Raw genomic sequence first — 14,419 nt, 5'->3', positions numbered from 1 at the left:
CGGTTGAGCAGGGGTTGACCCCACAGCCTTCAGCCGGGCGAACACCCTGATAATTGGATCTTCATCCATCTTCCACACGAACGCGGGTAGTTCTTGGTCATCAAGGAAAGACTGTAGCCGGGGGTCACGGGGCAGTCGTCTTTCCGCCATGAGTGCCGTGAGTGGATCGAGGTGGCCCCGCCCGGGCAGGGCGGGCCGGGATGGAGCGCTTGCCGTTGGACGCCGTCGTGCTGATCGTGGTCGCCGGTCTGTTCGCCGTCGTTTCCGGGGTCAACGACGGCGGCGCCGTCCTGGCGACGGGCCTCAAACTGCCCACGGTGCGCCCCGCGACCGGTGTTCTCGTGCTGGTGCTGATGGTGGCGCTGGTTCCGCTGGTAACGCACCAGGTGGCGCTCACGTTCGTGACCAGGCTGGCCACCTTCGACGAGCCGGGCGGGCGGCTCGCGATGACGTCCGCGGTGGTCTCGGCGCTCATCGTGGTGACCGTGCTCAGCGCGAAAGGCCGGCCGACCAGCCTCACGCTCGCCGTCGTGGGCGGTCTCACCGGTGCGGGGCTGGGCTGGGGGTTGCCGGTCTCGGCCGGGTCGGTGGGGCTGGTGCTGGCGTTCGGGCTGGCGGCTCCCATCGTGGGAGGCCTGCTGGCCTGGGCGCTCATCCGGGTCCTGGTCTCGGTGACCACGGCGCGCGCGCTGCCGCGCTGGCACTGGGCGGGCTTCCTGCTCCAGACCCTCGCGTACGCGGCCAACGACGGCCAGAAGATGCTGGCCGTGTTCATGATCGCGCTGGGCTTCTCGGACGCGCCGCCGGCGTACACGTCGCTGGTGGCCGTCCTGTTCGGCCTCGGCACCCTGTACGGCCTGCCGAAGGCGGGCCGCACGCTCGGCCGCGAGATCATCGCCTCCCGGCCCCCGCACGGAGTCGTGGCCGAGCTGGCCGCCGGCACGGCGGTGATCGCCTCCGCGGGCGTCGGCATGCCGGTGAGCATGACCCAGTCCATCGCCGGCGGGCTCATCGGCGCGGGCGTCGCGCAGGGCGGCGGCCGGGTCCGCTGGTACGCCGCCGTCAAGATCGTTGTGGCCTGGCTGCTGACCCTGCCGGCGAGCGGGCTGCTCGGCTGGACACTGGCGTCGATGGTGAAGGGGATCGCGAGCGTGGAACTGTCATGAAAGGGAGGACGAGCGTTGGAGCGCCGTTGCGCATCGAAAGCGGCCGGGTCGTGAAGCGGCTGCGGCGGATCCGCGACCTCATGACCGGCCGTATGGACAGCGCGCTCACGGAGGCGCTGCTCGGGCAGCTGGAAGCCACCAAGGAGGGCGCGTGGCTGGCCATGGCCATGATCGGCGGTGAGGTGGGCAGGACGGGCGCGCATGAGCAGATGCGCGCGATCGAGCATCTCGGCGACGAGGAACGGGCCCGGCTCGTCGACGAGCTCAAGACGGCCCTGGTCACGCCCATCGACCGCGAGGACCTGTTCAGGCTGTCGCGCTCGATCGACGACGTGCTCGACTCGCTGCGGGACTTCGTGCGCGAGTCCCATCTCTACCGGGTGCCCGACCAGATCCGCTTCACCCCCCTGCTCGACCAGGTCATCGTCGGCATCGACGCCCTGGAGAACGCCGTCCGCGACCTCGCCTCCCGGCCCTCCGCGGTGGTGCAGGACGCGCTGGAGGCGAAGAAGGCGGGCGGGGCCATCCGGCGGATGTACCAGTACGAGATCTCGCGGATCTTCTCGGGAGAGCTCACCGCGGACGCGATGAAGCAGCGCGAGCTGGTGCGCCGCCTGGAGATCGTGGGCGTGTCCATCGGCGACGCCGCCGACGCGATCGCCGACGGCGCGATGAAACGCTGAGGCTCCGCCCTTGGCGAAGACCGGCATTGATCTTCCCGCGGTTGGTTGCCCGGCCCGGTGCCCCCGGGCTCCACTGTGAACATGCCCGCCGTACGGCCTCGCGTGGCGGTCGACCGTCTTCCGGCGGCCGACCGCCTCCTTGCCGGCGTGCTCGGACCGTACGTCGAGTGGGTGCCCAGCCGGACGACCGGGGAGATCGGCGTGGACGGCCGCGTTGCCGACAGCGGCGGCTCGGGCGGCGGCTCGGGCGGCGGCTCGGGCGGCGGCTCGGGCGGCGGCGAGGCGCTGCCGCTGCTCGTGGCCGGCGACGACGCGCGGGCGCTGGCGGGCTTCGCGGAGCGGATCTTCGCACACGCCAGGCTGCGTACGTTGCTGGACGGCGACTGGGGGCCGCGCGACCTGATCGAGTTCCACACCCGGCACAAGATGCAGGTGCTCGCCCACGACCCCGCGCGATACCGCCAGGCCGGGCGCGTGGTGGCCGGGGCCGGCGCCCGCCCGCTCGGCGAGGTGGCCGGCGAGTACGCCGAGGTGTTCCGGCGGGCCCTCGCCACCCCCGCCACGGTCGGCAAGAACGTCAACGTGCTGCAGCACTGCCTCGGCATGCTCGGCCTCGACCCGGCCAGGCGGGACGAGGCGCTGGCCGCCATCGACGCCTACCAGGCGGGCCGGGCGCCGTTGAGCCATCCCGCGAGGCTACTGCACCGGCGGGCCACCCGTTACGTGCGCGGCCAGACGTACTTCGCGCCCTACCCCGACGGCCTGCGGAACGCCCTGGATAGTCTCTTTCCGGATGAGCACCCCACAGGAGAGCGTGAGTGATCGCCCCGCGGCGCGCGTCGTCTGTCTCGACCGTGACGGCCGGGTGCTGCTCATGCACTGGTACGACCCGGTCGGCCGGGTGGACGTCTGGGAGCCGCCGGGCGGCGGCATCGACCCCGGCGAGACGGCGCTGGAGGCGGCCAGGCGCGAGCTGACCGAGGAGACCGGGCTGCCGGGCTCGGCCGTGTCCGGCAGATGCGTCGAGGTCGGGCGCGACTTCTCGTGGCTCGGAGTCCGGTACGTGAAGGCGGAGCCGTTCTTCCTGGCGGTGTTCGACGAGGTCCGTCCCGAGGTGGTCCCCAAGGCGCTGACGGAGGAGGAGCGCCATGTCTTCCGTGGCTACGCCTGGGCCGAGGAGTTGCCAGAGGGGGTCGAGCCTCCCCTGCTGGCCGAGGTCGTGGCGGCGCTCACGGCAGATCCACGGTGACGCCCGCGGACGCGACCTCGAGCGGGCCGTCGTACGACGTGGCGGCCGCCTCCAGCGCGGGCTCGGGCGGGGTGTCCGGCCACAGGTGGGTGAGCAGCAGCCGGGCCGCGCCGGCCGACGCCGCGGTGCGGCCCGCGTCGAGGGCGCTGGACAGGTAAGGCGCATCCTCATTCGGCACCCGTTCCGGATATGTCGCCTCTGCTACGAACAGGTCCGCGTCCTTCGCCAACGCCACCAAGGAGCCGGACGGTCCCGTGTCGCCGGTGTAGGCGATCACCCGGCCGCCGCCGCTCAGCCGCAGCCCTGCGTTGGGCACGTGGTGCGGCAGGTCGAAGGAGTCGAGACGGAACGGCCCGAGCTCCTGCGGAACGCCGGGCGCCAGCTCGTGCACCACGAAACTGCCGGCCAGCATGCGCCGGCCGTCCAGCGCCAGAACGGCGTCGAGCGCGCCCGGCGGAGCGTGGACGGGCAGCGGGGGAACGGGCCGCCCGGCGAGCGCGCGGGCGCGCAGCAGCGGGTTGAGGTCGGCGCAGTGGTCGGGGTGACCGTGCGTGATCAGCACCGCGTCGACCTCGCCGGCCTGCCGGCGCTCCAGCAGCCTGGGCAGCGTGGCGTAGCCGGGGTCGACGTAGATCAGGAAGCCCTCCTCCTCGACGACGTACCCGCTGCACGCCTGACCCGCCGCGGGCCAGGCGCCGCATCCGCCGAGAACCGTGAACCTCACGCGTCGCCACCCGACGAGTGGCCCAGCTCCGCCAGCGTCGCCGCCAGCAGCCCGCGCAGCTGCGCGCCGGCCACCTTCTCGTGCTCGGCCTCCACGGACAGGCCCTGGTTGACCTGCTCCTGGTAGACCGCGCGTTCGCGCGGACCGGTGTAGGGCAGCGCGGTCAGCGCCACAGCCACGGTGGTGCGCGTGCCGCCCCTGGGCAGGACGGTCACGGCGTGCGTGCGCAGGCAGGTCTCGTCGGGGGCGCCGTACCAGCCGCACTTGACCGCTGCCTCCGGCGAGCGCGTCGCCTCGCGCGCTCCGAACGTCTGCGCCCCCTCCACCTGCCGCATCCACTCCATGACGGTCGCGGCGGCCGGATCTCCGGCCGCCCCGGCCTGGGCGAGCGCCGCGTACGCGGTCGCGACCTCGTCGGCGGCGACCTCGACCGAGCCGAACCTGGACGGGTCTCCGTTCGGCGGTGACCAGGCCACGCCCGTGCGCCGGCGGATGTCGTCGAGGATGACGCCGGGACCGACGGCCAGCCACAGGTTGAGCGTGTCGGTGTTCGACGAGATGACCACGGCGGGCTCGGCGTGGCGGCGCCACCGCTCTTCGGTGACGCGGCCCGCGCTCACCCACGCGTACAGGGGCTTGAGCAGGGAGGCGCAGCGCAGGCGCGCCATGCCCGACCGGATGCTCACCTGGCGGGCGGGCGGCCCGCCGTAGCCGCGTCTGATGCCCGCGGCCTGGACACTGGCGCTGACATCGAGGTCACGGAGCAACTCGTTGAACGACACGCACCCCACCGTAGACCTACGGCGCACTCCCCCATCGACCTTCGTACCACTCGACGCTCGGCGGGTCTCCTGGCAGCTCGGTGGCGCCGGGCGCGCGCAGGCCGTCGAGCGCGATGGCCAGCAGGCGGTCCCTGACCTTGCGATGCCCGTCGTCGGGCGGGCCCGGAGCCGGGCGGCTGAACTGCTCCATGAGCAGCGAGATGTCCAGCGCCGTCACGTCGCTCCTGAGCACGCCCGTCTCGTGCGCCCTGGCGACGAGCCGGTCAGCGGTCTCTTCCGCCAGCCTGGCCACCCGCCACATCTCGGCGGTCACCTCGATGGTGCCCGCGATCGGGGCCAGCGCGCCGGAACGGAACTCCACGCACGTGCGTACGTACAGGACCAGGCCGTCCCACGGATCGGCCTCGGCCAGCCCTTCCTGCGCAGCCGCCACGGCCCGCTCCATGGCGATCAGGCACAGGCGCTGGAGCAGCGCCTCCTTGGTGCGGTAGCGGCGGTAGAGGCTGCCCATGCCCAAGCCCGCCTGCTTGGCGATGGCCGACACCGGTGCGTCGAACCCCTGCGTCGTGAACACCTCGTGCGCCGCCCGCAACAGGCGCAGATCGTTGCGCGCCGCCTCGGCCTGCCGGCCGCGTCTGCTCATGGCGTCCAGGATATTCCGGAGCGGACTACTCCGTTAAGCTTGTCGGAGCGAAGCGCTCCGATTAAGGAAGGTCGAGACATGCGCGCGATGGTGGTGCGGCAGTGCGGAGGGCCGGAGGCGCTGGTCCTGGAGGAGATGCCCGATCCGGTCGCCGGGCCTGGGCAGGTGCTGATCAAGGTCATGGTGGCGGGCATCACGTTCGTGGAGACGCAGGTGCGGGGCGGTCGCGGGCCGTGGCCGGCCGAGCTGCCCGCGATCCTGGGCAACGGCGTGGCGGGCACCGTGCAGGCCACGGGCGAAGGCGTCGACCCCGCGCTGGCCGGCACGCGGGTGGTGAGCACGCTCGGCGGTTACGGAGGCTACGCGGAGCTGGCGGTGGCCGGAGCCGGCGACCTCATCCCCATCCCGGAGAGCCTGTCGCCCGAGGCGGCGGTGGCGCTGCTCGCCGACGGGCGCACCGCGGTGGGCCTGGCGACCGCCGCGGCGCCCCGGCCCGGCGAGTGGGTGCTGGTGGAGGCCGCGGGCGGTGGCGTGGGGAGCCTGCTCGTGCAGCTCGCCCGCGACGCCGGAGCCCGCGTCGTCGGCGCAGCGAGCAGCGCTGCCAAGCGCGACCTCGCGGCCGGCCTGGGGGCCGAGCTGACCGTCGACTACACCGACCCAGGCTGGACGGAGCTGGTCCGCGCGGCCACCGGCGGGCTGGACGTGGTCTTCGACGGCGTCGGCGGCGAGACCGGCGCGGCCGCGCAGGAGCTGCTCAAGGACGGGGGCAGGATCAGCGTGTACGGCATGGCGGGCGGCCCGATGACGAAGCCCGGCCCCCGCGTGACGGCGATCGCCTGGCCCGCGACGGACATGCGCGAGCTGGCCCGGCAGGCGCTCACGCTGGCCGCCGCCGGGCGCCTGCGGCCCATCATCGGTGCGACGTTCCCCCTGGAGTCGGCCGCCGCGGCGCACGCCGCCATCGAGGCGCGCGGCGTAACCGGCAAGACCCTGCTCCGCATCTGACGCCACGCGGCCGCGTGGGGGGGACGGGTCAAGCGCCGGACCGCACCACCGCCACGGCCAGCGCGACGGGAACGAGCGCGACCACCGCCAGCACGGCGGCCACCCGCCACCGCCGCGCCACCCCCCTCTCCGTCACGAACGCCCCCACGGCCCCCGCCCCGCCGAAGGCCAGCGCGGCCGCCACGACGTGCGCGAACGACGACGTCCACGAGGGCAGCGACTCTCCGGCCAGCCGGAAGGCCACCAGCACCCCGGCCGCCGCCAGCGCCACCCGACGCCCGGGCCGCACGCCGACCCGCTCCAGCGCGTGGACCGACCAGGCGAGCAGGCCCAGCGAGATCAGTACGACGACCCCGATGGCCGGCACCAGGCATCCCCAGTCGTCGCAGCCGACACCCGCCCACGCCAGGCGTACGGTGGCCCACCACAACACCCCGAGGGCGGCGCACACTGCGGCAGCCCGCCCCACACGCCCCGTCATGAGCTCATCGTCCCATCAGGACGGCAGGACGGCCCGGCGCTCGTCCGCCTCCGCTTCGGTGTCGCGCCCCAGAGCCCGCAGGGCGACGGCCCGGTTGGCGTACAGGTCGGGCTGCGGCTGGAGCTCGATGGCCCGCGACAGGTCCTCGGCCGCGCCCTCCACGTCTCCCGCGGTGAAGCGCAGCACCCCCCGGTTGCCCCAGGCGGCCGCCAGCCGGGGAGCCCGCTCGACGGCCAGGTCCAGCACCACCCTGGCCTCGGCGAGCCGCCCCGCCGCCGTCTCCAGCTGGCCCAGCACCGTGAACAGGTGCGGGTTGCCCGGCGCCAGCGCGAGCCCGGCCTCGACGTCTCCCCTGGCCTCGTCGTCGCGGCCGGCGGCGGCCAGCAGCCCGGCCCTGTTGATGTAGGCGTCCACGTACGTGGGGTCGAGCTCGATCACCCGGCCCAGGTCGGCCAGCGCCCCGTCGACGTCGCCCCGCACGGTACGCAGCTCGGCTCGGTTGTAGTGCGCCTCGGGCAGCGGGGGCCCGGCCCGCATGGCCTGCTCGAAGTCGGCCAGCGCCTCCTCGTGTCGGCCGAGCCCGAACAGCAGGTTCCCCCGCTCCAGGTAGTAGTCGGGGAAGGCCGGATCCACGGCGATCGCGGCGGCGTAGTCCTCCAGCGCCTCCTTGGGGCGCCCCAGCGAGGCCAGCAGCTGGGCCCGGTTGGCCAGCAGCACCATCCGGTGCAGCGGGTGCCGCTCCCCCAGCTCACCCGCCAGCTCGATGGCCGACTCGACCAGCGACAGCGCGGCGTGGAGCCGGCCGTGCCGCAGCTCGATCAGCGCCAGGCCGTTGCGGTCGAAGCCGAGCTTGAACGCCCGCTCCAGGGGGTCGGGCAGGAGGGTGGAGATGGCGATCGCCTCGTTGACCCACTTCCTGGCCCTGACCAGGTCGCGGCGGGCGGGGTCGCGGTGGCGGGCGTCGAGCATGGCGGTGCCGTACGCGCCGGCGGCGTGCATCGCCGGGTCCTGGCTGACCTCGCGCACCCGCTCCCACACCGCGAGGGCGTCGGCGGCGCGGTCGATCCCGGCCAGCGCGGTCGCCGTACGCTGGGCGAAACGCCACCAGAGCGCGCTGCCCGGCTCGGTGCGGGACATGCCGAGCTCGCCCACCTCGGCGACGGCGTGCAGGAACCCCTCCCGCACGCACCGGTCCACCACGGCCCGCAGCTCGTCGGCGTCGCGGTCGTCGGGCGGGTGCGGCGGCCCGCCGGAGAACACCGTGATCTCCAGCAGGGCGGGCGAGATCCGCCGCATCATGACCTCGAGCAGCTCGACGTCCGTGGCATCGGCCTCGGCGGCGTTGCTCACCACGAGCGCCCGCCCGGGAGGCACGGCGGCGTGGAAGAACTCCGTGAGCCCGTTGGCCAGCCGCAGCGTGCGCCGGGGCGCGGGCACGAGGATACGTTCCTCCTCGGACAGCCCGGCGTCGATCGTCACTCGCGCGGCCGGCACGATCCCGGCCAGCTCGGGCGCGGCCGCCCTGATCTCGATGTCGTACGCCGCCACGAGGGCACTGGAGCGTTCCAGAACGGACGGCACCAGGTGCCGCAACAGCGCGGCGGCGACGGTGTACGGGCCACGCGGCCGCCGATGCCCGTCGATCACCGGCATCAGCAGTCGCGCGAGCCCTGTCCGGGCATATGGTTCGCCCGGAACCCTGTGGTGGGACCTCGCCCCGGTCACCCCTTGTGAATGACGCTGGAGGTCCCCGCGAGCCTCACGGTGCCAGGCTTGCGGACGATGATGCGCTTCATGATGCACCTCTCCACTCGGGGATAATCCTCCATTATTAAGGCACCCCACCGAATATCAAGGTTCAGGCAGAATAAGTGGTGGATTAACGGATAACAAGCACTTGCCTTTTGATTGGTATTTGTAACCTATTGGGAGCGAAACCAGCGGTGCAATCCTGTGGCACGCGTCCGTTCGGACTGCTCCATCAAGTCGCACAGGCACTTGCCGAGGAGCGTGACCGACTGGCAGCAGCCGGGCTGAGGCAGGTTGCGGGCCCTGACGATGAGGGTTGCCCGCTCGATCAGCCGCTCCAGGCTCGGTTCGCCCCCGCCCTTGAGCGAGCGGGTGTGCCAGGGACACGACGCGACGTCCTCACAGGCGGTCTTGGCGATGATCGGCGACGGGGCGCCGTCCAGCCGCAGTGGATCGACCCTTTTGATTCTCAGGTCGGCGAGCCTTGTGGCGGCGGCCCTGGTCGCGTCTGCGAGGAGATCGCGACGGCCACGCCCGCGACGCAGGGCGGCGGACCTGCCCGGCAGCGCGAGCAACATCGCCCCGGCCATCAACCCGCCCCCGACGACCATGCTCAGACCCATCGCCTCGTCGAACCAGATCACGGCGATCGCGGCCACCCAGACGGGTTGCGACGACATGAGGATCGCGCTGGGCACGGCGGGCACGTGCGCCTGGCCGTACGAGCGGGCCAGGAAGCCCAGCGCGCACGAGACCACCGACAGATGCGCCAGGACCGACCAGTCGTGCGGGCCGGTCGGCAGCACGATCCCGTCGCGCACGGCGTATCCGCCCGTGAGCAGCCCGATGGTGAACAACTGGATCACGGTCAGCGCGTACGCGTGGAAACCCACCCCGCGGCTGGACAGTTGTGCGAGCAGGAGCGTGTGGCCGGAGTAGAGGGCGGCGGCGGCCAGCGTGACGCCGAGCGCGAGCACCGAGACCTCGTGCTCCTCCATCTCCTGCAGCAGCGTGAACACCGCCATGCCGGCCAGCGCGAGCACGACCCCGGCCCAGATGCGCCGCGGCACCCTCGTCTTGTGCAGGATGAGCGCCAGGATCGGCGTGATCACCACGCTGCAGCCCACGGCGAACCCGGACACCGCCGACGGCAGCCCGTGCAGGGCGACCGCCTGCCCGACCTGCCCGACCCCGAACATGACCCCGAGGATGATTCCGTAGACCCACGTCACCCGTGGAAGACCCCCGAGGCAGCCGGGCCTGATGGCGAGCAGCGTCAGCGCCGCGAGGACGTAACGCTCTGCGAGCAGATCCTCGACCGGTATACGGCCGATGAGATCCTTCATCAGCGGGAAGGCCGACCCCCAGGCGGCGCTGACGAACAAGAGAAGCACAGCTCCCAGGAGGGGGCGGGGAGCGGGCAAGACTGCCATGCCCCAAAGCATCTCACTACTATTCGCAGCCATAGGTGTACAGTGAGCAGCCGGTGATGGTCCTCTACAACTCGGTGTTAAGAGCCTCACCCGCGGGTTCGTACTTCCTTATCCGCGACGGCGGGAGTCGGTCGTCACCGACAGATTCGTCAGGCTGATCATCCGCAATCGTCCACTTCACGAGACTGCCGTACGTCACTCTGAGTGACGAGACGAGCCGGCGGAGAAGTCACGCCGGAAGCTCCGGAAGTGCGGGGAATGCTCACCCAAGGAGGGGTACGGCCCCGGAGGGGGATGGGTGGGGCCGCCGGACGAGCGGGGGTGCTAGCGGTCGAGGGGCACGCCCGTGGTCAGCAGCTTCTCGACGTTGACCACGACGAGCGCGCCCACCTTGTGCCGGGAGAGCTCGCGCCACCCCTGGCGCGCGTAGAGCGCCAGAGCGGCCTCCTGGTTGAGCGTGGTGTCGCCTCTGACGCGCTCGAAGCCGAGCTCCACGGCCCGCTGCTGCAGGGTGACGAGCATGGCCTCACCGAAGCCACGCCGCTGGAAGCCGGGATGGACACGCAGCCGGCAGATCTCGGCCGTGCACGTGTCGACGGGTTTCAGCCCGCCCATGGCCATCACCCGGGAGTCGATCTCGCCGACGAGGAAGTCTCCGCCGCAGGCCAGATAGATCTCCTGGATGCGGGGGAAATCGTCGTCGTAGTAGACGCCGTCGCCGGGCACCAGACCCACCTGCGCCAGGCAGATCTGATGGAGGGTGAGGACGGTGTCGAGATCGGACCATCGATAGCGCCGGATCTTCAGTTTCATGCGCCCCCTTTCAGCTGGGCTCGCGATCGCCGCAACTCGGCGCGGTAGTCCTCGAGCCCTGGGGCGTCGGCGTCACGGGACGCGATCGCCTGCTCGAGCGCCAGCGCCGGCCGCACGATGAAGTCGGTGAGATATTCGTCGCCCACCAGGCGCAGCGCTTTGGTGCCGATCGCCAGCGCCTCGTGGACGTCGCCGTCGATCAGCCGGCACTGGGCCTGGTCGAGCCTGATCAACGTCTGGTCGAGGATGTGGTCCTGGTATTTGGTGAGCGCCTGGCCGAGCACCACCTCCGCCTCGATCGTCTGACCGAGCTTGGTGAGCACGTCGCCCTGGTAGAAGTAGAGCTGCTTCTCGGTGTAGCCGAAGGCGACGTCCTCCTGGTCCTCGCTCTTCAGGTGGGAGAAGGCGCTGCGCGCCCTCGACAGCGCGCGTTTGGCCTGGTCGACGACCTCTTTCTTGCTGTCGCCCCCCGACATCATGGCCAGCGCCCTGGCCTCGACGACCGGGGCCATGGCCTGCGCGGCGCACGGCATCGAGCCGGCCAGGTCGCGGCTCTTCTTGGCGAGGGAGAGCGCCTCACGGGCGTCGCCGAAGTAGAGGGGAACGAGCGACTCGCGAGCGGTGATCCAGGCGCGCAACGCGCGGTCGCCGGTCTCGTCGGCCGCGGTGCGCCCGGTGCGGAAGAACGAGCGGGCCAGGCGGTGGTCGCCGAGGTTGATCATGATCATGCCGCTCAGCCCGGACAGCTGGGCGGCCATCCTGCACAATCGTTCCTGCAGGTCGATGGGCTGGCGGCGGGACATCGCCGTACGGACCGCGCTCAGCTCGAGCAGCACGTCGCACAGCAGTCTCAGGGGGGCCGTGGTCGTGTACTGGCGGCCGAAGCTGAGCGTCGCCTCTTCCCACTGATCGAGCATCGCGGCGGAGACCGTGGCCGAGACGAGGGTTTCGTCCATGCGCCGCCTGATGCCCTCGCACGCTCCGAGCACGACCCCGTCGAGGGCTGTGTTGAGGTTCGTGTCGGTGTGGAGCAGGTTTAACATCGTGCGCCGGAGGATGTTCTCGTCCTCCTGCGCCTCGGGCTCGGTGACCATGGGCTGGATGTTGAGCTCACGCTCCGTCGGCAGCAGCGGCGGCGGGTCCTTGGACTCGGAGCCGCCGAGTGCCCCCACCGCCCGGTGCGCGTGGCCGTGGCCGCAGATGCAGGGCCCGTCGTAGCCGAGGGCGGCGGGCTCGACACGGTAGACCGTGCACAAGTAGTGGAGGTATTCGGGCCCCGGGCGTTTCAGCCCGCTCTCGTACGCCGAGAGCAGGGTCTCGCCGATGCCCGGCGTCGGTTTGGAGTCGCGCTCGAACAGGGCCCTGACCTGCTCGATGACATCGGCCAAGGCGATCCCGTAGGACAACCGGTGCGCCTTGATGCGGGTCGTGCTGAACTGCGACGCGCAAGCCTCGTGGATCTCATCCGCGATCTGGGCCGAAGTGCGCCCGGCGGCCAGGCCCTTGGCCCTGATCCGCCGGGCGATCTCCGTCTCCCTGTGCTGTCTGCCGGACATCCCGGCCCCTTCCAAACACGTCTCGACCGGTCCGCAACTGGTGACTCAGCGTAGCTCTCAGATCGCTGTCCGCCTACCCATGACTATGAACCAGAGACGACGGGTTTGAAAACGCCTTCCGCCGACCTCCGGTTAAGGATCGTCCTCCCGGGGGCTGTTTCTTCCATCCTTCGGGAGAAGAGCAACTCCCTGTAGCCACTCAAGCTCGTTGCGTTCGCCGTTGACATGAGACATCTTTGGCGCACCAGCGGCGATTGGTAGGGAGGACTAACGGTGGGGGACGACGACTTCGAGCACCTGGAGCGACTCGTATCCGAACTGGGCGCTCACGGGTTGCTCGCACGAGTGGTCCAGAGCCAGAGCGGCCGCAGGTTCGTACGGGTCATCAACCCGAACGCGACCAGCCTGTCCGAGAACGTCACCTGCAGGCCGGCCACTGTGTCCGATATGCCGGATTGGTGGTACTGCTGGTCCTGGGGCGAACGGATGCACACGGCCGACGACCCGGCCGGTGCCGCGACGAAAGTCGCCCGCGTGCTGGCCGCCGTGGCCGAATGATCGACGCGGTGGGCCGGGTGGAGCGCAGCCACCGCGGCGCACCGCATCCACGGCGGCATCACAGGGCCGGCGGAGTGACCGGTGCGGAGGGTCCCGCACCTGTGGGGTCCTGGTCACTCCGCCGGTTCTGGCCTCACATCTGACTGCGGCCGGTACGGCCCGCACGCCGTACCCGCGAAGCCACCCTCCCGGTCCGCCGGGCGGGTGTTGGGGGGGATCCCTCCCGGAACCGGTACGGGACATGCTTCCGGGTGCCTGTCCCTTGCCGAGCCGTCCGTCATCGGAGCGTCGCTCTCTCCCTCCGCGGCCCAGAGAGCCGGCGACCCCGTCTTCCCCGGCGTGATGTGACGGCGGGCGGTTCGGTCGGCGGTATTTTGGATCGCAACGGTCCAAAGAGCCCGACCGAACCGCTTCTGGAGGGGGATCCACCTTTGTTACTGCTGGTGACGCCGTCGCCACCGCCCGCCTCACCGTCGAGCGGGCTGCCTGATCCGGAGAAGGTCGTCCAGGACATGGCCGGGATCTGTACCAAGGATCCTGTTTGCTCTACCCTCGTCGGGATGTTCGACAATGCGGTATGGGCACCCATGGCGGCCAGCGCGATCGTCATCGTGCTGATCGTCGTGCTGGCGCTCGTCCTCCGCAAGATCGCGCATCAGATGATCACGCGGCTGGTCCATCGCACCGCCGCGAAGAGCTCGATCACCCGTCGGTTCCGCAGGGGCGCCGCCACCGACAGCATCGACGCGCTGCTCCGCGAACGCAGGAAGCAGCGGGCCGAGACCATGGGCTCGGTGCTCAAGCACGTCGCCTCGATCGTCATCCTGGGCACCGCCGTGCTGACCGTGCTCGACCGGCTGACGATCCCGATCGCTCCCCTGCTGACGAGCGTCGGCATTCTCGGGGTGGCCATCGGCTTCGGCGCTCAGGAGCTGGTGAAAGACTTCATCGCCGGCATGTTCATGCTGCTCGAAGACCAGTACGGCGTGGGCGACGTGGTCGACGTGGGCGCCGCGGTCGGCACCGTCGAGGCCGTCACCCTGCGCATCACGCGGCTGCGCGACGCCGACGGGCGCGTCTGGTACGTCCGCAACGGCACGATCACCAGGGTCGGCAACGAGTCGCAGGGCTGGTCGCGGGCCTACGTCGACGTGCCGGTGGCCTACGACGCCGACATCGTCAGCGTGCGGGTGCTGCTCGAGCACCTGGCCGAGGAGGTCTGGGCCGACCCCGAGCTGCGCGAGAGCAAGATCGTGGAGCAGCCGCAGGTGTTCGGCGTGGAGCAGCTCTCCGACAGCTCGGTGGTGTTCCGCATCACCGCGAAGACGCTGCCCAACGAGCAGGCCGAGGTGGCCAGGGAGATGCGCATCAGGGTCAAGGCGGCCCTCGACGACGCGGGCGTCACCATGGTCGCGGTGTGAGCGCGATGCACCACCACACGAGGCACACCCTAGACGAGTAAGTCCGAAGGCTTGCGGTGCATAGGGGAAGGGCCTCCATGATCGTTTTGTGACGAACGACATCGAGACCCTTCTCACCGCACTCTACGTGAAGATCGACGATGAGTTGGGAGGACC

Annotated in this window: 15 protein-coding genes; 7 read left to right on the top strand and 8 right to left on the bottom strand. The window is 71.2% G+C overall.

The window, feature by feature from the left end:
* The first annotated feature begins 209 nt into the window (after positions 1 to 209).
* The 4 genes from ABGB01_RS41090 to ABGB01_RS41075 all read left to right on the top strand — a co-directional run bounded on the left by ABGB01_RS41090 (position 210) and on the right by ABGB01_RS41075 (position 3,098).
* Positions 210 to 1,166, top strand: a complete 957-nt coding sequence (locus ABGB01_RS41090; RefSeq protein WP_347779329.1) for an inorganic phosphate transporter — start codon at positions 210 to 212, stop codon at positions 1,164 to 1,166.
* Positions 1,167 to 1,192: 26 nt separating this feature from the next.
* Positions 1,193 to 1,849, top strand: a complete 657-nt coding sequence (locus ABGB01_RS41085) for a DUF47 family protein (protein WP_347779328.1) — start codon at positions 1,193 to 1,195, stop codon at positions 1,847 to 1,849.
* An 81-nt stretch (positions 1,850 to 1,930) separates the two neighbouring features.
* Positions 1,931 to 2,671 (top strand): YbgA family protein, encoded by a 741-nt coding sequence (locus tag ABGB01_RS41080; RefSeq protein WP_347779327.1) that lies wholly within the window; start codon positions 1,931 to 1,933, stop codon positions 2,669 to 2,671.
* The gene (locus tag ABGB01_RS41075) at positions 2,664 to 3,098 is read left to right on the top strand and encodes an NUDIX domain-containing protein (RefSeq protein ID WP_347779326.1); all 435 of its coding nucleotides are present in this window, start codon (positions 2,664 to 2,666) and stop codon (positions 3,096 to 3,098) included. The genes ABGB01_RS41080 and ABGB01_RS41075 overlap by 8 nt, the downstream gene beginning before the upstream one ends.
* Here ABGB01_RS41075 and ABGB01_RS41070 read toward each other — a convergent pair.
* The 3 genes from ABGB01_RS41070 to ABGB01_RS41060 are packed head-to-tail and all read right to left on the bottom strand — an operon-like array spanning position 3,079 to position 5,247.
* The gene (locus ABGB01_RS41070) at positions 3,079 to 3,822 is read right to left on the bottom strand and encodes an MBL fold metallo-hydrolase (protein ID WP_347779324.1); all 744 of its coding nucleotides are present in this window, start codon (positions 3,820 to 3,822) and stop codon (positions 3,079 to 3,081) included. The genes ABGB01_RS41075 and ABGB01_RS41070 overlap by 20 nt on opposite strands.
* Positions 3,819 to 4,604 (bottom strand): hypothetical protein, encoded by a 786-nt coding sequence (locus ABGB01_RS41065; protein WP_347779322.1) that lies wholly within the window; start codon positions 4,602 to 4,604, stop codon positions 3,819 to 3,821. Before ABGB01_RS41065 ends, ABGB01_RS41070 begins: the two co-directional genes overlap by 4 nt.
* Before the next feature lie 16 nt (positions 4,605 to 4,620).
* Complete coding sequence (locus tag ABGB01_RS41060) at positions 4,621 to 5,247, bottom strand: helix-turn-helix domain-containing protein (RefSeq protein ID WP_347779321.1); 627 nt, start codon at positions 5,245 to 5,247, stop codon at positions 4,621 to 4,623.
* Between the two features lie 78 nt (positions 5,248 to 5,325).
* On the opposite strand from ABGB01_RS41060, the gene ABGB01_RS41055 reads away from it, so the two are divergent.
* On the top strand, positions 5,326 to 6,252 hold the full coding sequence (locus ABGB01_RS41055) for a zinc-binding dehydrogenase (RefSeq protein ID WP_347779320.1): 927 nt from the start codon (positions 5,326 to 5,328) through the stop codon (positions 6,250 to 6,252).
* A 28-nt stretch (positions 6,253 to 6,280) separates the two neighbouring features.
* On the opposite strand, the gene ABGB01_RS41050 is transcribed toward ABGB01_RS41055, so the two are convergent.
* The 5 genes from ABGB01_RS41050 to ABGB01_RS41030 form a co-directional block, all read right to left on the bottom strand.
* Positions 6,281 to 6,733 (bottom strand): hypothetical protein, encoded by a 453-nt coding sequence (locus ABGB01_RS41050; protein ID WP_347779318.1) that lies wholly within the window; start codon positions 6,731 to 6,733, stop codon positions 6,281 to 6,283.
* A 15-nt stretch (positions 6,734 to 6,748) separates the two neighbouring features.
* Positions 6,749 to 8,386, bottom strand: a complete 1,638-nt coding sequence (locus ABGB01_RS41045) for a tetratricopeptide repeat protein (RefSeq protein WP_347779317.1) — start codon at positions 8,384 to 8,386, stop codon at positions 6,749 to 6,751.
* Between the two features lie 269 nt (positions 8,387 to 8,655).
* Positions 8,656 to 9,876: a DMT family transporter gene (locus tag ABGB01_RS41040; RefSeq protein ID WP_347779315.1), complete on the bottom strand. Its 1,221-nt coding sequence runs from the start codon at positions 9,874 to 9,876 to the stop codon at positions 8,656 to 8,658.
* 363 nt (positions 9,877 to 10,239) lie between these two features.
* Positions 10,240 to 10,728: a GNAT family N-acetyltransferase gene (locus tag ABGB01_RS41035; RefSeq protein WP_347779313.1), complete on the bottom strand. Its 489-nt coding sequence runs from the start codon at positions 10,726 to 10,728 to the stop codon at positions 10,240 to 10,242.
* Positions 10,725 to 12,284: an XRE family transcriptional regulator gene (locus tag ABGB01_RS41030; RefSeq protein ID WP_347779311.1), complete on the bottom strand. Its 1,560-nt coding sequence runs from the start codon at positions 12,282 to 12,284 to the stop codon at positions 10,725 to 10,727. Before ABGB01_RS41030 ends, ABGB01_RS41035 begins: the two co-directional genes overlap by 4 nt.
* A gap of 273 nt (positions 12,285 to 12,557) precedes the next feature.
* Here ABGB01_RS41030 and ABGB01_RS41025 point away from each other — a divergent pair, with 273 nt between their 5' ends.
* Together ABGB01_RS41025 and ABGB01_RS41020 are read left to right on the top strand one after the other, a co-directional pair.
* Positions 12,558 to 12,842: a hypothetical protein gene (locus tag ABGB01_RS41025; RefSeq protein ID WP_132604302.1), complete on the top strand. Its 285-nt coding sequence runs from the start codon at positions 12,558 to 12,560 to the stop codon at positions 12,840 to 12,842.
* A gap of 560 nt (positions 12,843 to 13,402) precedes the next feature.
* Positions 13,403 to 14,263, top strand: a complete 861-nt coding sequence (locus tag ABGB01_RS41020; RefSeq protein ID WP_347779309.1) for a mechanosensitive ion channel family protein — start codon at positions 13,403 to 13,405, stop codon at positions 14,261 to 14,263.
* Positions 14,264 to 14,419 lie beyond the last annotated feature (156 nt).

This window comes from Nonomuraea sp. B5E05, from assembly GCF_039880665.1.
Lineage (GTDB): Bacteria > Actinomycetota > Actinomycetes > Streptosporangiales > Streptosporangiaceae > Nonomuraea.
This window is presented reverse-complemented; position numbering and strand designations above follow the sequence as displayed.